19 protein-coding genes and 1 pseudogene are annotated in these 20,877 nt (G+C 59.5%); 15 read left to right on the top strand and 5 right to left on the bottom strand.

From position 1 onward, the window contains the following. The first annotated feature begins 5 nt into the window (after nt 1-5). Genes ACOTZD_RS08305 through ACOTZD_RS08290 form a run of 4 tightly spaced genes read left to right on the top strand, consistent with a single transcriptional unit; the run spans nt 6 to nt 6,483 of the window. Nucleotides 6-227 (top strand): DUF1427 family protein, encoded by a 222-nt coding sequence (locus tag ACOTZD_RS08305; protein ID WP_003863054.1) that lies wholly within the window; start codon nt 6-8, stop codon nt 225-227. Further along, nucleotides 224-484, top strand: a complete 261-nt coding sequence (locus ACOTZD_RS08300; RefSeq protein WP_023324098.1) for a XapX domain-containing protein — start codon at nt 224-226, stop codon at nt 482-484. Before ACOTZD_RS08305 ends, ACOTZD_RS08300 begins: the two co-directional genes overlap by 4 nt. A gap of 23 nt (nt 485-507) precedes the next feature. Then, complete coding sequence (locus tag ACOTZD_RS08295; protein ID WP_003863058.1) at nt 508-888, top strand: response regulator transcription factor; 381 nt, start codon at nt 508-510, stop codon at nt 886-888. Nucleotides 889-897: 9 nt separating this feature from the next. Then, the gene (locus ACOTZD_RS08290) at nt 898-6,483 is read left to right on the top strand and encodes a trifunctional serine/threonine-protein kinase/ATP-binding protein/sensor histidine kinase (protein ID WP_174402434.1); all 5,586 of its coding nucleotides are present in this window, start codon (nt 898-900) and stop codon (nt 6,481-6,483) included. Nucleotides 6,484-6,486: 3 nt separating this feature from the next. Here ACOTZD_RS08290 and ACOTZD_RS08285 read toward each other — a convergent pair whose 3' ends face one another. Continuing rightward, nucleotides 6,487-7,104, bottom strand: coding sequence for a response regulator transcription factor (locus ACOTZD_RS08285; RefSeq protein WP_003863061.1), 618 nt, complete (start codon nt 7,102-7,104; stop codon nt 6,487-6,489). Nucleotides 7,105-7,404: 300 nt separating this feature from the next. Here ACOTZD_RS08285 and ACOTZD_RS08280 point away from each other — a divergent pair, with 300 nt between their 5' ends. Both ACOTZD_RS08280 and ACOTZD_RS08275 read left to right on the top strand, forming a co-directional pair. Then, nucleotides 7,405-8,010: an ATP-dependent Clp protease proteolytic subunit gene (locus tag ACOTZD_RS08280; protein ID WP_003863062.1), complete on the top strand. Its 606-nt coding sequence runs from the start codon at nt 7,405-7,407 to the stop codon at nt 8,008-8,010. 134 nt (nt 8,011-8,144) lie between these two features. Then, nucleotides 8,145-9,266, top strand: a complete 1,122-nt coding sequence (locus ACOTZD_RS08275; RefSeq protein ID WP_045342555.1) for a cupin domain-containing protein — start codon at nt 8,145-8,147, stop codon at nt 9,264-9,266. 38 nt (nt 9,267-9,304) lie between these two features. On the opposite strand, the gene ACOTZD_RS08270 is transcribed toward ACOTZD_RS08275, so the two are convergent. Then, nucleotides 9,305-9,490: a hypothetical protein gene (locus tag ACOTZD_RS08270; RefSeq protein WP_010427252.1), complete on the bottom strand. Its 186-nt coding sequence runs from the start codon at nt 9,488-9,490 to the stop codon at nt 9,305-9,307. Nucleotides 9,491-9,709: 219 nt separating this feature from the next. Here ACOTZD_RS08270 and ACOTZD_RS08265 point away from each other — a divergent pair, with 219 nt between their 5' ends. From ACOTZD_RS08265 to foxA, 3 genes are all read left to right on the top strand, one after another. Beyond that, entirely contained in the window at nt 9,710-9,943 is a 234-nt protein-coding gene (locus ACOTZD_RS08265) for a DUF2171 domain-containing protein (protein ID WP_003863067.1), read from the top strand. A gap of 134 nt (nt 9,944-10,077) precedes the next feature. After that, on the top strand, nt 10,078-11,034 hold the full coding sequence (locus ACOTZD_RS08260; protein WP_022650335.1) for a helix-turn-helix domain-containing protein: 957 nt from the start codon (nt 10,078-10,080) through the stop codon (nt 11,032-11,034). 121 nt (nt 11,035-11,155) lie between these two features. Further along, nucleotides 11,156-13,264, top strand: a complete 2,109-nt coding sequence (gene foxA / locus ACOTZD_RS08255; protein ID WP_113771850.1) for a ferrioxamine B receptor FoxA — start codon at nt 11,156-11,158, stop codon at nt 13,262-13,264. 81 nt (nt 13,265-13,345) lie between these two features. On the opposite strand, the gene ACOTZD_RS08250 is transcribed toward foxA, so the two are convergent. Then, entirely contained in the window at nt 13,346-14,761 is a 1,416-nt protein-coding gene (locus tag ACOTZD_RS08250) for a PLP-dependent aminotransferase family protein (protein WP_003863072.1), read from the bottom strand. 176 nt (nt 14,762-14,937) lie between these two features. On the opposite strand from ACOTZD_RS08250, the gene ACOTZD_RS08245 reads away from it, so the two are divergent. Next, nucleotides 14,938-15,099, top strand: coding sequence for a DUF1127 domain-containing protein (locus tag ACOTZD_RS08245; protein WP_003863073.1), 162 nt, complete (start codon nt 14,938-14,940; stop codon nt 15,097-15,099). Between the two features lie 85 nt (nt 15,100-15,184). On the opposite strand, the gene ACOTZD_RS08240 is transcribed toward ACOTZD_RS08245, so the two are convergent. Next, nucleotides 15,185-16,573, bottom strand: coding sequence for a PLP-dependent aminotransferase family protein (locus ACOTZD_RS08240; protein WP_050871249.1), 1,389 nt, complete (start codon nt 16,571-16,573; stop codon nt 15,185-15,187). 102 nt (nt 16,574-16,675) lie between these two features. Between ACOTZD_RS08240 and ACOTZD_RS08235 the strand changes: the two genes are divergently transcribed. Further along, on the top strand, nt 16,676-17,155 hold the full coding sequence (locus tag ACOTZD_RS08235; protein ID WP_003863077.1) for a carboxymuconolactone decarboxylase family protein: 480 nt from the start codon (nt 16,676-16,678) through the stop codon (nt 17,153-17,155). Here the strand turns inward: ACOTZD_RS08235 and ACOTZD_RS08230 are convergent. After that, nucleotides 17,142-18,044 carry a LysR family transcriptional regulator gene (locus ACOTZD_RS08230; RefSeq protein WP_003863079.1) on the bottom strand — a complete coding sequence of 301 codons (903 nt, stop codon included), beginning with the start codon at nt 18,042-18,044 and terminating at the stop codon, nt 17,142-17,144. The genes ACOTZD_RS08235 and ACOTZD_RS08230 overlap by 14 nt on opposite strands. Before the next feature lie 100 nt (nt 18,045-18,144). Here ACOTZD_RS08230 and ACOTZD_RS08225 point away from each other — a divergent pair, with 100 nt between their 5' ends. From ACOTZD_RS08225 to ACOTZD_RS08210, 4 genes and pseudogenes are all read left to right on the top strand, one after another. Beyond that, the gene (locus tag ACOTZD_RS08225) at nt 18,145-19,560 is read left to right on the top strand and encodes an aldehyde dehydrogenase family protein (RefSeq protein WP_048209768.1); all 1,416 of its coding nucleotides are present in this window, start codon (nt 18,145-18,147) and stop codon (nt 19,558-19,560) included. Between the two features lie 75 nt (nt 19,561-19,635). Further along, on the top strand, nt 19,636-19,965 hold the full coding sequence (locus ACOTZD_RS08220; RefSeq protein WP_174402432.1) for an antibiotic biosynthesis monooxygenase family protein: 330 nt from the start codon (nt 19,636-19,638) through the stop codon (nt 19,963-19,965). Next, nucleotides 19,944-20,060: pseudogene (locus tag ACOTZD_RS08215) on the top strand (amino acid-binding protein); the annotation flags it as partial. The gene ACOTZD_RS08220 and the pseudogene ACOTZD_RS08215, both read left to right, overlap by 22 nt. Further along, nucleotides 20,053-20,748, top strand: a complete 696-nt coding sequence (locus ACOTZD_RS08210; protein ID WP_045340719.1) for an ArsR/SmtB family transcription factor — start codon at nt 20,053-20,055, stop codon at nt 20,746-20,748. The pseudogene ACOTZD_RS08215 and the gene ACOTZD_RS08210, both read left to right, overlap by 8 nt. The last annotated feature ends 129 nt before the right edge of the window (nt 20,749-20,877 follow it).

Below are 20,877 nucleotides of genomic sequence, written 5' to 3'. Positions count from 1 at the left end.
TCACAATGAGTACTGGGCTGATATCCCTTGCGGCAGGCGTATTGATTGGCCTGATGTATGCCGTGCTGAAGGTGCGCTCCCCCGCGCCGCCCGCGCTGGCGCTGATTGGCCTGCTGGGGATGCTGGCAGGTGAACAGGCGATGCGTCATCTTTTATCCCGCGATAATCCGGCTGCCGTGCAGGTGACGGTTCCCCACGTTCAGCACCCGACCGGAGCGTCATCATGAAGGCCTGGATTATTTCGCTGGTGTGCGGGGCCGCGGCTGGGGTACTTTACGCCCTGCTCGACGTACATTCCCCGGCGCCGCCGGTCGTCGCGCTGCTAGGCCTGTTCGGCATGCTGGTGGGTGAACAGCTGATCCCCATCGGACGGCGTCTGGTGAGCCGCGAACCGCTGACCCTGGCCTGGTTTCGTCATGAATGCGTACCGAAAATCAGCGGTACTGCGCCCCCCGCGCCCGCGAAGGAAAGCCGCGACGCGTAACGATTTGTTTGAGGAAAGACAGCATGACGCTGCCGTGGCGCATTGCCATCATTGATGACGAACGCTCTGTTCGCAGCGGGCTCAGTAACCTGCTGCAATCGGAAGGGTATGCTACCGATACCTTCGATTCGGCAGAGGTGTTCTTGAGCCACCCTCTCGCCCTGTCCGGCGCGTCGCTGGTGATCGCCGACATCAAGCTGCGCGGCATGAACGGCATCGAGCTGTTTGAGAAGCTGCGGTTGCTGGCCATGCCGCCACCGCCAATACTCTTTATCTCCGGCCATGCTGATGAAAATATGCAGCGGTATGCACTCAGTCTGGGCGCCGCTGCATTTTTGCGTAAGCCGATTAACATCGATATTCTGCTGGATCATATTCAGCGGGAGCTGACCCGCCGACAATAAGGATCGCGGATGAACGAACATACGTCGCCTGCATTTTGGCCCGCCCGGGGAAGTCTCCATGAAGGGCGGGCTTTTGTTCTGAAAGAGGATGTCATTTTTACCGTGCTGGCGCAGGAGGGCGGCATCTCCTGGATGAACGGGCGGCATCCCCAGTCCGGCGGTTCGTTTATTATTGCCACCGCGGTCAGCGATGAAGAAGAGGAGCGGGCAACGCGGCTGCTGAAAAACGAGTTTGCCCTGCGCGATCGCCTTCATGACGGCTGGGCTATCCGGCCCGTCGCTACAACCCAGTACCGCGGACGTTTTGCGCTGGTCTACGCGCCGTTCTGCTTTGAACTGCTGGCGTGCCGGGCAGGTAAGGCGATTTCCGGGATCGCCCGCTTTATCGAGATGGCGATCCGCATCAGCGGTCCCCTGCGCCAGATGCATCAGCACAACCTGATCCACGGCGATATCAAACCCGGGTCGATCTTCGTTCATCACGATGCCACCTGCCGTCTGTGCAGCTTCGGTCTTTCCTGCGGCACCTCCGACGCCTTCTCCCAGTCCCGGCTTGCCGCGTCTGGCGGCACGCCCGCCTACATGTCACCGGAACACACCACGCGTACCCGGCGCGCCGTTGACAGCCGGAGCGATCTCTACAGTCTGGGGATCGTGCTTTATGAACTTCTGACCGGGCGATTGCCGTTTGAACTGAACGCTGATGACCAGACCAACTGGGCGCATTATCACATTGCCTCTGAACCGCTTGCGCCGGGTCGGGTGCGCCCGGACGTACCCGGCATGTTGTCGACCATTATCCTTAAGCTGCTGGAGAAGAATCCGGAGAATCGCTATCAGACCGTCGACGGGCTGATTGCCGACCTCAGGCGCTGCCAGGCGACGCTAACCGTTGAAGGCGAAATTGTCGACTTTATTCCCGGCCAGCAGGATCGCTCTCCGGCGATCCATCTGGCCGATTCGCTTTTCTCTGCGCATCCGCAGGCCAGCGACGTCATCGCCGCGTTTGAGCGGGTCAGCCAGAGCGGTGCGCCGGAACTGGTGACGATTGGGGGGCCTTCGGGGATCGGCAAATCTTCCGTGATCGCCACCACGCTGAAATCGCTGCAACAGCGCAAGGTGCTGCTGGCGGTGGGCAAGGTCGATCAATATTCCCCCACGCTGCCCTACGGCGTGCTGAGTTCGGCGTTTCGGACGCTCACGCTGCACCTGCTCGGGCTGCCAGCCGGGGAGGTGGCGACGTGGAAAATCCGTCTGTCGCGCGCGCTGGAAGGCTATGAAGAGCTGGCCGTCAGCCTGGTGCCGGAGCTGAATTTACTCCTTGAGAACAAACCGCGTTTCTCCGCGGATACCTTTTCCATCGACGCGCGGGCGCGCTTCAGCCATATGGTGCTGGCGCTGGTGAAAACCTTCGCCACCCAGGGCGCGCCGCTGGTGCTGCTGCTGGATGATGTACAGTGGATCGACGCCGCCAGCCTGCAAACGCTCGATCACCTGCTGCGCGCCTGCGGCGCCATCCCGCTGCTGGTGGTGGTGGCGCACCGCGATCTCAGTTCGCTTTCTGATCCCACCTTGCAGACCGCGCTGGCGAGCCTGCCGGAGGCGGCGCAATACGCCACGACGATTGTGCCGCAGCCGCTGTCGGTGAAGGCCGTGGCGCGCTGGCTCGGGGGAATTTTTCATGCCCGCAGTAGCGGCACCGCCGATCTTGCCACGCTGATCCATGAAAAAACCGGCGGCAACCCTCTGTTCGTGCAGGAGTTTTTCCGTCGCATCGTCGATGACGGACTGGTGGTGCACAACAAATATCAGGGGAAATGGCATTACGATCTCCAGGCCATCCGCGCCCGGCACTACACCGAAAACGTGGTGACGCTGGTACTTGAACAGCTCAAGGAGATGCCCGACGAGACGCGCCGCCTGCTGGGCAGCATCGCCTGCCTCGGCTGCACGGGCGAGCTGGAGATGCTGTGCCGCGTGGTGGGGCGGTCGGCGGCGGAAATCCGCTACGCGCTTCACCCGGCGGTTACTGCTCAGCTGATTGTGCTGACGGAGAAAGAGTACGCTTTTACTCACGATCGGGTGCAGGAAGCCGCCTTTGCCCTGCTGGATGAGGGCGAGAAAAGCCATCTGCACCTGACCACCGCCAGCCTGCTGGCGGATGCCGCACGGCAGACGGCGGGCAACGAACTGCTGTTCCGCGCGGTTCACCACGTCAGCGCCGCGCTGGACTGCATCCAGCCTGCACCCCAGCGGCAGCGATTCCGGGAGCTGAGCCTTCAGGCCGCGCGGCGTGCGAAGCGTACCGGCGATTACCTTTCCGCCTTAAGCTATATCCAGACCGCCAGAGCGCTGGGGAATGCGGGCCCGGTCTCGGACTTTATGCTGGATATCGAAGAGGCGGGCTGTGAGTTTGCGCTCGGGCACCTGGAGCGTACGCGTGCGCTGTGCGATGCGATCCTCGGTTCACCGGGCGGGCTGACGGAGAAAGCGCTGGCCGCCAACCTGCTGGCGGAAGTGTATATGCGCCAGTCGGAGATCCGACTGGCGCTGGAGGCGTCGTTATGCTGGCTGGGCGTGTTCGGGATCCAGATCAGCCGCTACCCGGAAAATGCCGAATGTGACGAGGCCTGGCAGCAGTTCTGTCAACGCACCGCCGACGCGCCGCTGAACCCGTTTTCTCAGCTTAAGCTGATGGAGAACGCAGAGACCGAAGCGGTGATGAACCTGCTTTACAGCGCCAGTATTTTCGCCAGTTTTACCTGCCCGCGCCTGCACTTTTTACTCCTGTGCCGGATGATGCACCTCACGCTCGATCACGGCATCACCGGCGCCTCCACCACGGCGATGGCCTGGTTTGGCGTGCTGATTGGTCACCGCTACGCCGAATACCGTCTCGGATTTGAGTACGGCACGCTGGCTCGTGAGCTGGTGAACCGCCACGGCTATGATGCCTATGAAGCCAAAACTCTGCTGCCGCTCGATCAGCTCAGCGTCTGGACCCAGCCGCTGTCGTACACTATCGAGTGCGCAAAGGCCTGCTTTACCTCGGCGGTGACCCACGGCGACATGACGATGGCCTGTTTCGCGGCCTGTCATCAGATCATTAACTTCCTCTCCCGGGGCGATCATCTGGATGGCGTGCTGACCAGCATCGATCGCGGTCTGGCCTTTGTACGCAAAACGGATTATCAGGACATTGAAACCGTTCTGCACATTCAGCGCCGCTACGTGGAGTTTTTACGCACGCCGGTGACGGGCCCATGGAGCGCCGCCCAGGCGCTGCCTGATGATCTGCTGCCCGCGCCGCCGGAGCAGGCGCCCGAGCAGACCTCGACTATGCTGTTCTGGTACTGGCTCTATCGCGGGATGGCGCACTTTTCCTGCGGCGAATACGCCGACGCACAGGCGGATTTAGAGAGGGCGGGCTGGTATGCGTGGTCCGCGCCGGGTCATATTCATCTGCTGGATTACCATTTTTACAGCGCGCTGGCGCTCTCCCGTCAGCTCACGCCGGAGACCTTCTCGGCGGATTATCGCCGCAGTATTCATCACCATTACGACAAAATTGCCCTCTGGGCGCGGATCAATTCGGGCACGTTTGCCGATAAAGAAGCGCTGATTTACGCCGAAATCGTCCGTCTGGACGGCATGAACAGCATCGCGCTGGAGCAGTATGAAAAAGCGGTGCGGCTCTCGCGGGAGGGCGGCTTTAACCCGATCAATGCCCTGGCTCACGAGCTGGCAGGGCGTTTCTCGCTGGCCTGCGGCTACCCGACCGCCTCCGACGCCCATTTCCGCGGCGCGATTGCCGCCTGGGGGCGCGCCGGGGCGCAGGCCAAGGTGCGCCAGCTGGAGCAGGATTTCCCCCATCTGCTGGCCTCCGGGCAGAGCCGCGCGTATGACACGGCGGCCTTCGCCCAGAACGAGGTGATCCGCGATTTACAGAGCGTCATCAAAGCCTCACGCGCCTTGTCCGAAGAAATTAACCTCGAGCGTTTAATTGAAAACCTGATGACGCTGCTGCTTGAACGGGCCGGGGCGCAGCGTGGCCTGCTGCTGCGCGTTAGCGATAATCACATCCCGGAGATCGAGGCCAGTGCCTGGACCAGTACCGACGGGGTGCGGGTGCGCATCCTGAAGGCGTCACCGATGGCGACGGACATGCCGCTGTCGGTGCTGGCCGCAGTGATCCGCACCGGGCAGGAGATCCGCACCGGCAAACCGGAGGAGTTCCACCCGTTCAGCCAGGATCCGTATCTGGTGACGTCCGGCGCCGCCGTGATGTGTGTCCCGATGTTCAAACAGGCGCGGCTGGTGGGGGTGCTGTATCTGGAAAACCGCCTGATGCCGGAAGTGTTTACCGCCGAACATTCGCGCGTGGTCAGCCTGCTGGGCGCGCAGGCGGCGGTTTCGCTGGAGACGGCGCGGCTTTACGCCGAGCTGCTGGCGGAAAACATCCAGCGCCGACGGGTGGAGAAAGAGCTGCGCGCCAGCCAGACCTCACTGATGCTGGGCGAGCAGATCAGCCATACCGGCAGCTGGCGCTGGGAGCTGGTGCAGGATCTGATGTTTATGTCTGAAGAGTACGCCCGTATCCTTGGCCTGCCGGAGCAGCAAAAGATGATCTCAATGGCGGAGTTTTTAACCTTCGTGCATGAGGACGATTATGGCCGGATCAGCACCCTCGTTAACCAGAGCGTGCGCGACGGGCTGTCGATGCGCGCGGAGTTTCGCATTATCCGCACCGACGGCTCCGTTCGCTACATCCTCGGGATTGGCGATCCGGTCGGCGTCGGCAGCGAAGTGAATGAGTATTACGGCATCATTACCGACATCACCAGCCAGCGGGCGGCGGAAGATGCGATGCGGGTGGCGCAGGCGGATCTGGCGCGAGTCTCACGGGCCACCACCGTCGGGCAACTGACCTCCTCGATCGCGCACGAGATCAACCAGCCGCTGATGTCGATTGTCTCGAACGCCGGCGCGAGCCTGCGCTGGCTCAACCGCGATCCGGCGCGGCTGGACAAAGTGCGCGAGGGGCTGGAGGAGATCGCCGCCGAGGGCGAGCGGGCAGGGGAGATCATTCGCAGCATTCAGTCTCTGACGCGCAAGCAGGACCCCACGTTTACGCGTATTGATCTGCACTTCCTGATCCACCACATCATTATGCTTTCACGCAGCGAACTTGAGCTGCGACACATAAGCGTTGATTATCTTCTGAACGCTGACGACAGCTTTATCATCGGCGACAGCGTGCAGATCCAGCAGGTGCTGCTTAACCTGGTGATGAATGCGATGGAAGCGATGGCGGAAGTGACGGATCGCCCGTGCAGCATCACGATCTCCACCGCGAACTGCGGCGAGGGGAAGGTGATCTTTGAGATCGCCGATACCGGCAGTGGCATTGAGCCGGAGCTCACCGAGCGGATCTTTGACTCGTTCTATTCGACCAAAGCGCAGGGAATGGGGATGGGGCTGACCATCAGCGCCAGCATCATTGAACGGCACCGGGGGAAACTGAGCGCGCGCCGCAGAGAGCCGTACGGCACGGTATTTACCTTCGCGTTGCCGCTTGCCGGACAGGAGGAGTAACGGTTATTCCACTGGTTGATGTTTGGTCAGGCGCTCGACGGCCCTGACCAGTTCGGCCACGGAGCGGACCTGCATTTTCTCCATTACCCGGCGGCGGTGCACTTTCACCGTGATCTCACTGACGCCCAGCTCGGCGGCGATCTGCTTGTTGAGCTTGCCGCTGATGGCCAGCTCAAGCACCTCATGCTCGCGCGGCGTGAGGGACATGTGGCGCTGCTTCAGGGCGTAGTGCTCTTTGACGCGGGCGGCGTTGTGCTGTGCCAGTCTGAGCGCGGATTCGATGGAGCCGATGAGCGCGCTGGATTCAACGGGCTTAGTGAGAAATTCATAGGCTCCGCCTTTGATCGCCCGGACGGACATAGGGATGGTGCCGTGACCGGTGAGAAAGATGATCGGTATTTCCCGCCCGCTGGCTTTCAGCGCATCTGCGACATCAAATCCGGTTATCGTGGGCATCTGCATATCGAGGATCACGCAGGAGGGCAGATCCTCAAAGGGATGGCTGAGAAAGGCTTCTGCTGAGGAAAAGCCAAGGGCGTGCATATCCGCGGATTCCAGCAGCCTGACAACGGACTGTCTGACTGTGTCATCGTCATCAACCACATAAACAATGTGTTCCATTCACCGCCCCGGTGTGTGATCAGTAAATCATCGACAATAAAATAGCGCCTTTTTGAACGTAAGCGACTGTTTGCTATCCTCATTCATACTAACACATTAATTATTATTATCATTTACCAATATGAAGATGATATGAAAGTGTAATAAAAATGTGGCGAATTAGTTAGGAGTGGAGCGCTGTTTTTAGTGACCTTTCCGGGGGCGGAGCCAGCGCACGACACGCGATGTTTTGTGTGAGGACGCCGACGGGTAAAACAGGCTACACTCTGATTTTGAGCGCGACAAGCTGAGGACATAACGATGCACTACACACTGAAAAGCAGTGACGATAAAGAAAAAGCGGAAGGAACAAACGGCGCGGGCGCTCTACAGCAAAAACTGCTGGAATCCCGTTCGATTGTCATCTCCGGTGAAATCAACCAGGAGCTGGCCCAGAAAGTCATCACTCAGATGATCCTGCTGCAAAGCGTCAGTAACGATCCGATCAAGCTGTACATCAACAGCCAGGGCGGCCATGTAGAAGCGGGCGATACCATCCACGACTTCATTAAGTTTATCCGTCCGGAAGTACACGTTATTGGCACCGGCTGGGTGGCAAGCGCCGGGATCACCATCTTCCTGGCGGCGAAAAAAGAGCACCGCTACTCGCTGCCAAATACCCGCTTTATGATCCACCAGCCGCTGGGCGGCGTGCGCGGTCAGGCAACGGATATTGAGATCGAAGCGCGGGAGATCATCCGCATGCTGGAACGCGTGAACAAGCTGATTGCCGACGCCACCGGCCAGCCGCTGGAGAAAGTGAAGAAAGACACCGACCGTAACTTCTGGATGTCACCGGCGGAAGCGCTGGACTACGGCATCGTGGGCAAACTGATCACCCATTATGACGAGCTGAACCTGGATTAAGTTTTAGCCTGCGTGTGCGTCGGGTGACGGCTTCGCCTTACCCGACCTACACGCGCTCGATTGACCCATGACAAGTTCCCCCTCTGCTTTCTTACCTATAATCGCGCCTGTTTACCCTCTCACTGGTGCTAACCATGGCGTATCAACTGAACCTGAACTGGCCGGAATTTCTTGAAAAATACTGGCAAAAACAACCCGTTGTACTGAAAAATGCCTTCCCGAATTTTGTCGACCCCATTACCCCTGATGAACTGGCGGGTCTGGCGATGGAGCCGGAAGTCGATAGCCGCCTGGTAAGCCACGCTAACGGCAAGTGGCAGGCGAGCAATGGCCCGTTTGAGCATTTCGATAACCTCGGTGAAACCGGCTGGTCCCTGCTGGCGCAGGCGGTGAACCACTGGCATATGCCCGCCGCAGAGCTGGTGCGTCCGTTCCGCGTCCTGCCGGACTGGCGTCTCGATGACCTGATGATCTCCTTTTCTGTCCCGGGCGGCGGCGTTGGGCCGCATATCGATCAGTACGATGTGTTTATCATCCAGGGGATGGGCAGCCGCCGCTGGCGCGTGGGTGACAAGCTGCCGATGCGTCAGTTCTGCCCGCATCCGGCTCTGCTACATGTCGATCCGTTTGAGCCGATCATCGACGAAGATCTGGCGCCGGGCGATATCCTCTACATTCCGCCTGGATTCCCGCATGACGGCTTCACCCATGAAACCGCGCTCAACTACTCTGTCGGTTTTCGCGGGCCGAACGGTCGCGATCTGATCAGCAGCTTTGCCGACTATGCGCTGGAGAACGATCTGGGCGGCGAACACTACAGCGATCCGGATCTGACCTGCCGCGAACACCCGGGCCGCGTGGAGCAGTACGAGCTTGATCGCATTCGCGAGATGATGATCGACATGATTAGCAAGCCGGATGATTTCACGAAATGGTTTGGCAGCTTCGTTTCCACGCCACGTCACGAGCTGGATATTGCCGCCGCCGAGCCGCCGTATTCCGCAGAAGAGGTGCTGGACGCGCTTCAGGGCGGCGAAACGCTGTCGCGCCTGAGCGGCCTGCGCGTGCTGAACGTTAACGGCAGCTTCTTTATCAACAGTGAACAGCTGGAAACGGCGGATGTGAACGGGGCAGACGCGCTGTGCCGCTACACCGAGCTCGGCCAGGCCGAGCTGGGTGACGCACTGAATAATCCGGCGTTTGTGGACGAACTCACCGGGCTGATTAACCAGGGGTACTGGTACTTCGACGAGTAACATGAGGCGGCGTTTAGTCAGCCTAAACGCCGCTACGTTCAAACCAGCATATTACACGCCTTCCAGTAGTTAAGAAGCCGCTCGTCGTCGCGCTCTTTCTCCGCTTTGATTTTCATCGCCTGGGCGAGATTTTCTCGCGATACTTCATGGCCTTTTTGCACGATGTCTAAAACCGCTTCACCAAGAGCCAGCGAAATTTCTGTCCGATTGTTGCGAATCGTCATAAATACCTCCTCGTTGGTTGCGATAAGTTAATTATGAACGGGAAATAATCAGTCAGTAATAATTCATCTCATTCTTATTTTTTCATTTCGGCGTTAAGTAGAATGAATATTCGGTTCTGTCAATGATGTTTCAAAATGCTAATAGAGCGTTTAAGCCTTAATTTATGCGCTACAGTTAATTTCGTGCAACAGGCAAATAACCGAAACAGGAGAATAATTATGGTAGATAAAAGCGCAATTAAGGATCACACTCAGGTTGTCGCCAGCTGCGGAACGCACGTCGGGGTTGTGGACCATCTTGATGGTGAGCGTATCAAGCTTGCGAAGAGCGATCCGGAATCGGGCGGCAAGCACCATTTTATTCCTCTCGGCTGGGTTGATAAAGTCGAAGATAATAAAGTTGTCCTGACCAAAAACCATAAAGAGGTTTTTGCTGAGTGGCAGGAAGCATAAATATATCTCTCGCAAGGAAATATATGCCTTCGCTCCGGCTTCGTCCGGAGCGTAATAGTGTCTGCGCCCGGTGATTGCTGCCATTGCAAATGGATGGTACTGTTTTGCCTGTCCTTTCCCGATGCAGGCCCCGAATGATGCTCCAGAGTGAAAATAAATCAGCGAAACGCATATTTTTTGTTGAAGATTTTCAGGTATTCGGCGAGCGCTACGGCATCGACTACCGTTTCCCCCAGTTAAAAGAGGCGCAGGTCAGCGGTAGCCCCGTGTTGCAGGGGAATGTTGAAGAGATGATGCTCTCGTCCGGCATTTCGCTGACCCATTCCGACGTACGTGTATTACAGCCCTATGAAACCACCTCTCGCCACAGCAGCCCGCTCTATATGCTGGTGGTGCTGGAAGGGTGCGTGACGCTCACGCTCAATGGTATCAATTATCCCGTCCGCCCGGGCATGGCGTTCAGCTCACGTCTGAGTGAAGATCAGGTAATGAGCGCGCGTCACGATGCCGATAGCACGCTGAAAACGCTCTCGTTTGGCGTGTACCCGCACGATGCCGGACGTGAAGCCTTGCTTGAGTCATTGCTTCTGGAATGGCAAAGCCTGAATGCACCCGCGTTTGTCTGGCAGGTTCCCGAGTTTGTGATGTCAGGTATTCTGCATGCGCAGCGGCAGGGGGTAAGCGTGCTCTCACGCAAGCTGTTGCTTGAGGGGCTGATGTATCAGCTGCTCGGCCATGGCCTCAACCAGCGCCAGCAGCCTTGCCCAAGCCGCCCTGAACATGCGCGTCTTGAACGCGTGCGGAGCCTGCTGGAACAGTCTCCTGAACGGGATCATACTCTCGCGCAGCTGGCAGCCCTGGCTGCAATGAGCCCAAGCAGCCTGCGTAGCAAGTTCCGTCAGCGCTATGGCTGCACCCTCTTCGACTATCTCCGCAACTGTCGCCTTGCGCTGGCGCGCCGCTATCTGCTGGAAGGCCACAGCGTGCAGCAGGCGGCGTGGATGTGCGGGTATCAGCATGCCACCAACTTCGCCACCGCGTTTCGTCGTCATTACGGGATTTCACCGGGTGACGTGCGCAAACTCCGCTAACGTAATTTCTCCTGTCGCGCGAATGCATCCCGTGCGGTTTAGCATCGCGCATACGTAACCTGGCTGTACGCATAGCCGTTTGCACTCTCAAAAAGGTAATAATTCTTATTAACAATAAGAAATATCTCTGGAGAGGGTTATGTTTGCTAAATCGCGTCTGGCACTGCTGGTGGGATGGGTTACCGGTAGCGTCGCTTTTCCTTTACTGGCGCAGGATGCCCAAAAAACTGACACCGTGGTGGTGACCTCGCAGATGCAGTCTGCGGCCACCAAGCTTGAAACACCGGATATTGAAACCCCGCAGTCGGTCTCTATCGTCACGCGCGAGCAGTTCGAAGAGCAGGGCGCAACCAGCGTGCGTCAGGCCGTGAGCTACACGCCGGGGGTCTACAGCAACCAGATCGGGGCGTCAAACCGCTTTGACTACATGGTGCTGCGCGGCTTCTCGGACGGCAGTCTGGACAACGTCTACCTCGACGGCCTGAAGATGATGGGCGACACCAATTCCCACAGCTCGCTGGTGGTTGACCCGTGGTTCCTGGACAGTATCGAAGTCGTGCGCGGTCCGGCCTCCGTGCTCTATGGCCGCTCATCGCCGGGCGGGATTGTGGCGCTCACCTCCCGTAAGCCATCGTTCGATCCTGGCGGGGAGATTAAGCTCTTCGCCGGTAACAATAACCAGCGTGGGGCGATGTTCGACGTGACCGGCCCGGTTGATGATAACGACCGCGTGGCGGTGCGCCTCAGCGGGATGACCCGCTATGCGGATTCCCAGTTCGATCCGCTCAAAGAAGAGCGTTACGCCCTGATGCCGAGCCTGACCTGGCGTATCACCGACAGCACCCGTCTGGATCTGATGGCCTACCTGCACCGCGATCCGGAAGGAGGCAGCCACTCCGGCCTGCCATATGAGGGCACCGTTGTACCGCACAGCGGTAAGAAAATCTCCAACACCTTCTTCGAGGGCGAGGACGATTACGACAAGTACGATCGTCGGGAAAACATGGTCGGCTATAACATCGAGCACCTGTTTGACAGCGGCTGGTCTGTGCGCCAGAAGCTGCGCTACCTGCACACCAAAGTCGAGCTGAACCAGGTGTATGCCGCAGGCTGGCTGAATGACACCGAGCTGAATCGCGGCTATTCCGGCTCTGACGAGAAGATGAACGCCATCACCCTGGATAACCAGGTCGACGGCAGCTTCGACACCGGGGCGGTGAACCACCGCGTGCTGATCGGCATGGACTATCAGGACCGCACCAACAACGTGACCGGCTACTATGGCGGCTTCCCGCCGATTGACGCCTTCCACCCGGTTTACGGTGCGAAGCCGGACTACATCACCCAGTACAGCAGGGAAAAACACAAGCTGCGCCAGACCGGCTACTACCTACAGGATCAGATGTCCGTTGACCGCTGGCGCCTGACGCTCGGCGGGCGTTACGACCAGGTGAGCGTGTCGAACGTCGACAACTTTAACCACACCCGCAGCGATCTGGATAAAAACAACTTCAGCAGCCGCGCGGCGCTGCTGTATCTGTTTGATAACGGCGTTGCGCCGTACGTCAGTTACTCTACCGCCTTTACGCCGACCAGCTTTGCCGACGAGCAGGGCAATATCCTGGATCCGATGAAGGGCAAGCAGTGGGAAGCGGGCGTAAAGTATGAGCCAGAGGGGATGAACAGCCAGTTCAGCGCCTCGGTGTTCCGCATCAACCAGAAGAACATTGCCACTAAAGAGGAGCCGACCGATCCGTACCGTTCCATTGGTGAAATCGAATCCGAAGGCGTTGAGCTGGAGGCGATTGGTCAGCTGACCGACAGCCTGCGTATGCAGGCGGCATACACCTACACGGATATTCGCTACAAGAAGAGCAGCCCGGAAGAGGAGGGCAAGCGCGCCGTTTATGCCCCGCGTAACATGGCCAGCGCCTGGCTGAGCTACGACGTCAAAACCGGCCCGCTGGACGGCCTGACCGTCGGCTCCGGCGTGCGCTATGTCAACGGGATCGCCAGCGATCGCCAGAATACCCATACGCTTCCGTCGTACACGCTGGTGGATATGACCGTGGGGTATGACCTGTCGAAAGTGGGGCTCACGGGCGTGAGCGCGCAGTTGAACGTCAATAACCTGACGGATAGAAGCTACGTCGCGGCCTGTAACTCTCTCTCTTACTGCTACTTCGGTGCAGAACGCAGCATTGTGGGCAGCGTTTCGTGGAAGTTCTGAGTTGTTGATCTTGCCGGGTGGCGGGAGCGGTTTTCTCCCTCTCCCTGTGGGAGAGGGGCGGGGTGAGGGCAAAATGCCGCACTACTCCTCCATCGCAATCACAATCGCTTCACCCATCTTTTTCAATGCCTCGCGATTTTTGTCTGTCGGCGGCAGCGCTACGTTGATCCGCAGGCAGTTGCGGTACTTTCCGGAGGCGGAAAACAGCGACCCGGCCGCGGCCTGGATCTTCAGCCGGCACAGCTGCTTGCTGACGCACACCATATCGACCGTCTCCGGCAGCTCAACCCACAGCAGGAAGCTGCCCTGCGGGCGGGTGACGCATATCTCTGCCGGAAAATACTGCCGCACCCAGCAGGTGTAGGTCTCCATATTCTGCTGATAAATCTGGCGCATACGCCGCACGTGGCGATGGTAATGGCCGTCGCGGATAAACGCCGCCACCGCCATCTGCGTGCCCGGCACGTTAAACCCGCCCGCGGCGTACTTCATGTGCATCACCCGATCGTAATAGCGCCCCGGCACAATCCAGCCGACGCGCAGGCCCGGCGCCACGGTCTTGGTAAACGAACTGCATAACAGCACGCGACCATCAATATCCATAGAATGAATGGTGCGCGGACGCGGATACTCCGCCGCCAGCTCGCCGTAGATATCATCCTCAACAATCACGATATCGTGCCGCTGTGCCAGGGCTAAGACCTGCTTCTTCCGCGCCTCCGGCATGATAAACCCGAGCGGGTTATTGCAGTTTGGCACCAGGATCACCGCCTTGATCGGCCACTGCTCCAGCGCCAGCTCCAACGCTTCGATGCTGATCCCGGTTTCAGGATCGGTGGGAATTTCAATGGCCTTGATGTCAAAGCCGCGCAGCATCTGCATGGTGCCGTGAAACGACGGCGATTCCACCGCCACGATATCCCCCGGTTTGCACACCGAGAGCAGGGCGATCGACAGCGCGCCGTGGCAGCCGTTGGTAATGACAATTTCGTTTGCCGCGACGGTGGAGCCGCCGTCCAGCATCAGGCGGGCGATTTGCTCGCGCAGCTCCAGGCGCCCGTCGAGCACGTCATAGCTCAGCATCTCGCCGGGGTTATGCTGCGCGATGCGGCTCATCTCGCGCCACAGGGGCTTCAGGCTCGGCTGGTTAATGTCCGGCGAGCCGCCGCCAAAGGAGATCATCTCTTTGTCGGCGCGGGCGTCCAGCAGCATCATCACCTCATCCCACTGGGTAACGTCCACCGGGCGCTGTACCGGACGGGTCATCGCCGGGACGGGCGGCTGGGCTTTGCGTTTCGAGACGAAATAGCCGGAGCGCGGCTGAGGCGTGATCAGCTGGAGGTTTTCGAGGATCTGGTAGGCCTGCTGTATGGTGCTGATGCTCACGCCGTGCTCCTGGCTCAGCGTGCGTACCGACGGCAGACGTTCGCCGCTGCGATACAGCCCTTGTTCAATGCGTTCCGCCAGGAGGTTGGCCAGATGTTGATAGCGCGTCATGCTGTATCCTTTGTTTTCACCATACAGAGCATTAAACCAGTACAGATGGATGAATAAACCACCATGCAGATACCGTTTTAGCGGATCTGTATGGTAAACAAAAGCAGTTTTTGAATCTGTATTGTACTGGCCGTTTTCCATGATGATAACCCCACTGGCATAGCGAGGAGAGCATCATGGAATTCTACGAGAATCGTTCAAAACGTCCGTTTATCGCGTTTGTCTGGGTAGCGAAAACGCTGCGTAACTGGTATCGCATCAACCGTACCCGCCGTATTCTGAGCCAGATGAGCGACGAGCAGCTCAAGGACGTCGGGTTATCGCGATATGATGTGTGAGCATAGGGTTGCCTGGTGGCGCTACGCTTACCGGGCCTACAGGAGACCGTAGGCCGGGGAAGGCGCAGCCGCCACCCGGTGGTTTTCAGCTCAACAGTTCTAGCGTCTGCCGTTTCGGCCTTTCCAGCAAATCCAGCGCCTCCTGATACGACCGCACGTTGTTATAGCCCATCACCAGCCCGTAGCGTTTTCCTGATCCGTGATACCACGCCGAAAGCGCATTGACCTGCAATTGCTGTTCCTGCCAGCAGCGGGCGATCTCCCGGTCAGCGCTTCCCTTTGCGAGGAACGCGACAATATGCATCCCGCCGTCGTTTTGCTCGGTGAAAAACAGATCGCCATAGACCTCACGCAGGGCGGCAATCATCCAGTCGCGGCGGGTCTGATAGAGCGCGCGCATCTTTTTCAGATGACGGAAAAAATGCCCTTCGTTGAGAAACGCGGTGAGGATCTTTTGCGTCAGCACCGGCTGGCCGCTGGTGAGGATGTCCGCGCTGTCGGTAAACGCGCCGACGGTGCTGGCGGGCATCACCACGTACCCCATGCGCAGCGATGGCATGATGGTTTTGCTGAAGGTGCCCATAAAAATCACCCTGTCATGCTGGTCGAGGCTTTTCAGCGACGGCAGCACTTTGCGGGTGTAGTGAAATTCGCCGTCATAATCATCTTCGATAATCCACGCCTCGTTTTGTGACGCCCAGTCGAGCAACTGCTGCTTGCGCGGCAGGGAGAGCGTCACCGCCAGCGGGCTCTGGTGCGACGGAGTAACGATGGCGAAGCGGGCATCGTGGTGATTACGCAGCAGGTAGTCCGTATCCATCCCTGCGCGATCGACCGGCACGGTGTGCAGGCGGGGCACAATGCGCTTGAGCAACTGCTGGCCCATAAAGTAGCCTGGATCCTCAAATACCACTTTATCGCTGCGGCTGGCGAGCGTGTCGAGGATCAGGCGCAGGCTGCCGCTGTAGCCGCTGGTGATCATTACCTGTTCCGCAGTGCAGGATAACCCGCGCGAGATATTGAGATAGCGGGCTATCGCCTCGCGCAGCGGATACCAGCCCAGAACGGGCGGGTTGAGCATTTCATCCTGACGCATGGCGCGCGTCGCCTGGCCCGCCAGCAGCAGCCATTTTTTATAGGGGAAGCTGTCGAGGGCGGGAATGCCGGGGCGCAGAAAACCGGCTCGTTCGCGTTGGCTAATCAACGACGCCGGCAGCGTGCCGGTCGCTTGTTCTGTGGGGGCGTTTTGCGCGGGCAGCAGAAGATCCGGATTCACCCGCGTCCCGCGCGCGCCCTGGCTCACCAGATACCCTTCGCCCGTCAGAATGGCATACGCCGTCTCGACGGTTTTGCGCGCCACCTTCAGCTCTTCCGCCAGCACGCGGATGGCAGGTACCTTGTCGCCCGGCTTCAGCACGCCGCGCATGATGTTGTCGCGATAGCGGGAATAAATCTCGTGATAGCCCGGCTTCATGTCCTACCTCATTTCACGCTTTTTGTATCTTTTTACTATGTCATGAACGGCGTAGATTTGCTTCATCGCATGACACATGCCGCACAAAAAAGAGGAAAGACAATGAGCACTCGCGTAAACCACCACAAAGCCACACCTGCACTCACCAACGCGCTTTCCGCCCTGAGCATGGAAGTGGCGAAAACCTCTATTGATCCGGCGCTGAAGCACCTGATCGACATTCGCGTGTCGCAGCTGAACGGCTGTACGTTCTGTCTCGATATGCACTCAAAAGAGGCGAAAATCGCCGGCGAGCGCGAGCTGCGCCTGTACCATCTGGCGGCCTGGCGCGAGTCCCCGCTGTTCAGCGCCCGTGAAAAAGCGGCGCTGGCCTTCACCGAAGCGCTGACCCAAATCGGCGTTCACGGCGTGAGCGATGCGCTGTACCGCAGCGTGGCGGAGCACTTCTCGGACGTGGAGATTTCAGAGCTGAACTTCGCCATCGTGGCGATCAACGCCTGGAACCGCCTGGGCATTACCTCCCGCATGGAGCCGGGCTCGCTGGATGCGGCGTACGGGCTGAACAAGGCTAACCTGGAATAATCCCGCGCTCGCGGATCATCGCCACCAGCGCCCGCAACCCCGGCGGGACGTGGCGATGGCCGGGGTAGTACAGGCGCAGCCCGGCAAACGGCTGCGCCCAGTCGTTTAAGACGCTCACCAGCTCCCCGCTTTTCAGCTCGTCCTGAATATAGATTTCCGGTAAAAATCCCACCCCTAACCCCGCTTTTACGGCGCGGATCGAGGCAAAAAGATCGGACGTCGCAAAGCGCGGCGGCACGGCAAGGGCGTACGTTTCCCCCCGACGGGCCAGCTCCCAGCGGTAGATCCCGCCGTGGGCCATACGCATGCCGATCCCCTGATGTGAAAGCAGATCGTCCGGCGTCTCGGGTATGCCGTGACGGGCGAAATAGTCCGGCGTGGCGGTCACCAGCTGGCGGATCTCACCGGTCAGCGGCACAGCGATCATGTCCTGCGGAACGGACTCTTCGAGGCGGATCCCCGCGTCATAGCCTTCGGCGACGATGTCGATCATCCTCGCTTCGCTCACCGTTTCCACGCGCATTTTCGGGTAGCGGATCATGAAGTCGATCAGCAGCTGGTCCAGAAACAGGGTGCCGATATGGTTCGGCACGTTCAGACGCAGCGTGCCGGCGGGTTCCCCGGTGTCGCTGTGGATCTCCTCCCCGGCGAGACGGATCTCCTGTAGCGCCGGGCCGATACGCGCCACGTAGCGCTGCCCGGCGTCGGTGAGCGCCACGCTGCGGGTGGTGCGGTTGAAAAGTCGCGTCTCAAGGCGGCTCTCCAGCCCGGCGATGGCGTTGCTGACCGCCGTGGCGGACATCCCCAGTTCCTGCGCCGCGCCGCGAAAGCTGCCGCGCCGCACCACCGCCATCACCACTTCCAGCTCTGTCAGACCTGAACGATGCATAGATTATCCTGAAAATCGAAACAACCCTTGCAGCATAGCGTGGATTATCGCAACGGAGAAGCCGTGACAGACTGGTCTCACACAGCCTGAGGAGGTTTATATGCACACCATCGAACAGATCTTTATTAACGGCGAGTTTGTTACCCCGCACGGCACCGAGTGGTTTGATTTGTACAACCCGGCGACGGCGCAGGTCATCGGTCAGATTCGCCTGGCGGATGAGGTTGACGCTGAACGCGCTATCGCGGCGGCGAAAGCGGCGTTTCCGGCGTGGTCGCAGACCACAAAGCAGGAACGCATCGCCGCGCTGAAGCGCATGCACGCCGCCGTGGCCGCTCGTCACGACGATCTGCTGGAAGCGGTCATTGAAGAGTACGGCGCGCCCGCCTCGCGCTCGGCATGGATGGCAAGCTATCCGGCAGAGGTGATTGCTCAGGCCATCGAGGCGCTTGAGGCGTTTGAGTTTGTCACCTCCGCAGGTGCCGCAACGGTGCAGATGACGCCGCTCGGCGTGGCCGGGCTGATTACGCCATGGAACAGCGATGCGGGGTTTATCTGCGGCAAACTGGCGGCCGCGCTGGCGGCGGGCTGCACGGCGGTCATCAAGCCGAGCGAAATGAGCGCCCTGCAAACGCAGATTGTCACCGAAGCGCTGCGCGACGCCGCGCTGCCGCCGGGCGTGTTTAACATCGTCACCGGACGCGGCGAGACGGTGGGCGAAACCCTCAGCCGCCATCCGGACGTCGCGAAAATCTCGTTCACCGGTTCCACGAATACCGGCAAGGCGATCCTGCGCAACGCGGCGGAAAGCTTTAAGCGCGTAACGCTGGAGTTGGGCGGTAAATCGCCGACGATCCTGCTGGATGATGTGGATCTCGAGCAGGCGATCCCGCTGGTGATCCAGGCCGGGTTTATGAACAGCGGGCAGGCGTGCGTGGCCGGGACGCGCATTCTGGTGCCTTACTCGCGCAAGGCGGAGATCGAAACCGCGCTGGCGCAGGCCGTGGCGGCGGTGAAATCCGGCGACCCGCGCAACAGCACGACAGACGTCGGCCCGATGGTCAGCGAAAAGCAGTGGCTGCGGGTGCAGGGCTATATCCGCAAAGGAATCGAAGAAGGGGCGCGCCTGCTGGCGGGCGGCGAAGGGCGACCGGAAGGCACGCGGGACGGCTGGTTTGTGCGTCCGACGCTGTTTGCCGGCGTGAACAATCGGATGACCATTGCCCGCGACGAGATTTTCGGCCCGGTGCTGTGCGTAATCCCTTATCAGGACGAGGCGGAGGCGATTGCCATTGCCAACGATACCGAGTACGGCCTGAGCGCGATGGTGCTGGGCGGCGATGTGGACCGCGCGCGACGCGTGGCACAGCAGATTGTTTCCGGTCGCGTGCTGGTGAACACCCTGGCTCATGAACCGAAAGCGCCGTTTGGCGGGTTTAAGCACTCCGGCGTGGGGCGCGAGATGGGCGAGTGGGGGATCCGCGCGTTTATGGAGCCGAGGTCGGTTCTGGGCTAAAGCTTCGCTCTTTACCGAAGCATTGTGCTTTTCCATCCTGCATTCTCTCCTCAACATCACAGCGGAGAGACCATCATGATCGCAGTCCTTTTCGAAGCCAAAGCCGCGCCTGCCCATCAGGCGCGCTACCTCCAACTTGCCGCAGAGCTTAAGCCTTTGCTGGCCGACATCGACGGCTTTATCGATATCGAACGGTTCCAGAGCCTGACGACCGACGGCAAAATCCTCTCCCTTTCCTGGTGGCGGGATGAAGAGGCCGTCCGCCGCTGGAAGCAGAACGTCTTTCATCAGGCGGCGCAGGCCGAAGGACGGGCGTCGATTTTCTCTTTCTACCGTATTCTCGTGGCGCAGCTGGTGCGGGAATACAGTTCCGAAACCGGAGGGCACGCGGCGTGTCTATCCTGACTCAGTACAGCGACCATGCGAATCACCTTATTCTGCTGACGGATGATGATAAGCTGGCCGCAGAGATCACCGAACCCTGGGCGGCCCATGCTTAAGACGAGTTTACCCCCTGACAACAGCGCGATGCTGGAAAAGGCGATTGCCGCGGTGGCGGCTGCAATGGCCGATCCGTCGCGCGTGAAGATGCTTTGTGCGCTAATGGACGGGCGTGCGTGGACGGCCACTGAACTGAGTGCGGCGGCAGACGTTGCGCCGTCGACCGCCAGCGGGCATCTTGCCCGGCTGGTTGAAGGGCAGCTAATTACCTGCCTGTCGCAAGGGCGGCATCGTTATTATCGTCTTGCCGGGCACGACGTGGCGGCGCTGGTGGAACAGATGATGGGGCTTTCGTGGAGCCGCATTACCCCGCCGGAAACCAGCGCGCCGAAAGCCATGCGTGAAGCCCGGACCTGCTACGACCATCTCGCAGGCGCGGTGGCGGTGCAGATCTATGATTTCATGCAGGCGGAAGGCTGGCTGGAGGCTGACGGTTCCGCATTGACCCTGTATGGTCGGGAGCAGTTCCTGGCGCTCGGTATTCCGTTAAGCGCTCATCCGCGTCGGAAGGCCTGCTGCGCCTGCCTGGACTGGAGCGAGCGGCGGTTTCATCTTGGCGGTGAGGCGGGCGCTGCGCTGCTTATCCACATGGAAAGCAAAGGCTGGATCCAGCGGGTGGCGGGTTATCGGGAGGTGGTGGTGACGGCTTCGGGGAAAAGTGCCGTCAGGAAGCATTTTAGCCGCTAAACGCCGCTGCGGGCTGATGCCCTCACCCCGACCCTCTCCCACAGGGAGAGGGAGAACATCGTTTCGCAATTCCTGCGCTTTAACTTCTCGTTTCTTGATACTTATCCTGATAACTATTATCGTGATGGC

The sequence above is a fragment of the Enterobacter cloacae complex sp. SHL022 genome (genome assembly GCF_049237785.1).
Taxonomy (GTDB): Bacteria; Pseudomonadota; Gammaproteobacteria; order Enterobacterales; family Enterobacteriaceae; genus Enterobacter; species Enterobacter hormaechei_C.
Note: the sequence above shows the minus strand (reverse complement) of the source record. Positions and strands in the feature narration are given on the sequence as shown.

Coding starts and splice junctions, on each gene's coding strand:
- ACOTZD_RS08305 (WP_003863054.1), top strand. CDS start 6: ATGAGTACTGGGCTGATATCCCTTGCGGCAGGCGTATTGATTGGCCTG.
- ACOTZD_RS08300 (WP_023324098.1), top strand. CDS start 224: ATGAAGGCCTGGATTATTTCGCTGGTGTGCGGGGCCGCGGCTGGGGTA.
- ACOTZD_RS08295 (WP_003863058.1), top strand. CDS start 508: ATGACGCTGCCGTGGCGCATTGCCATCATTGATGACGAACGCTCTGTT.
- ACOTZD_RS08290 (WP_174402434.1), top strand. CDS start 898: ATGAACGAACATACGTCGCCTGCATTTTGGCCCGCCCGGGGAAGTCTC.
- ACOTZD_RS08285 (WP_003863061.1), bottom strand. CDS start 7,104: ATGGAACACATTGTTTATGTGGTTGATGACGATGACACAGTCAGACAG.
- ACOTZD_RS08280 (WP_003863062.1), top strand. CDS start 7,405: ATGCACTACACACTGAAAAGCAGTGACGATAAAGAAAAAGCGGAAGGA.
- ACOTZD_RS08275 (WP_045342555.1), top strand. CDS start 8,145: ATGGCGTATCAACTGAACCTGAACTGGCCGGAATTTCTTGAAAAATAC.
- ACOTZD_RS08270 (WP_010427252.1), bottom strand. CDS start 9,490: ATGACGATTCGCAACAATCGGACAGAAATTTCGCTGGCTCTTGGTGAA.
- ACOTZD_RS08265 (WP_003863067.1), top strand. CDS start 9,710: ATGGTAGATAAAAGCGCAATTAAGGATCACACTCAGGTTGTCGCCAGC.
- ACOTZD_RS08260 (WP_022650335.1), top strand. CDS start 10,078: ATGATGCTCCAGAGTGAAAATAAATCAGCGAAACGCATATTTTTTGTT.
- ACOTZD_RS08250 (WP_003863072.1), bottom strand. CDS start 14,761: ATGACGCGCTATCAACATCTGGCCAACCTCCTGGCGGAACGCATTGAA.
- ACOTZD_RS08245 (WP_003863073.1), top strand. CDS start 14,938: ATGGAATTCTACGAGAATCGTTCAAAACGTCCGTTTATCGCGTTTGTC.
- ACOTZD_RS08240 (WP_050871249.1), bottom strand. CDS start 16,573: ATGAAGCCGGGCTATCACGAGATTTATTCCCGCTATCGCGACAACATC.
- ACOTZD_RS08235 (WP_003863077.1), top strand. CDS start 16,676: ATGAGCACTCGCGTAAACCACCACAAAGCCACACCTGCACTCACCAAC.
- ACOTZD_RS08230 (WP_003863079.1), bottom strand. CDS start 18,044: ATGCATCGTTCAGGTCTGACAGAGCTGGAAGTGGTGATGGCGGTGGTG.
- ACOTZD_RS08225 (WP_048209768.1), top strand. CDS start 18,145: ATGCACACCATCGAACAGATCTTTATTAACGGCGAGTTTGTTACCCCG.
- ACOTZD_RS08220 (WP_174402432.1), top strand. CDS start 19,636: ATGATCGCAGTCCTTTTCGAAGCCAAAGCCGCGCCTGCCCATCAGGCG.
- ACOTZD_RS08210 (WP_045340719.1), top strand. CDS start 20,053: ATGCTTAAGACGAGTTTACCCCCTGACAACAGCGCGATGCTGGAAAAG.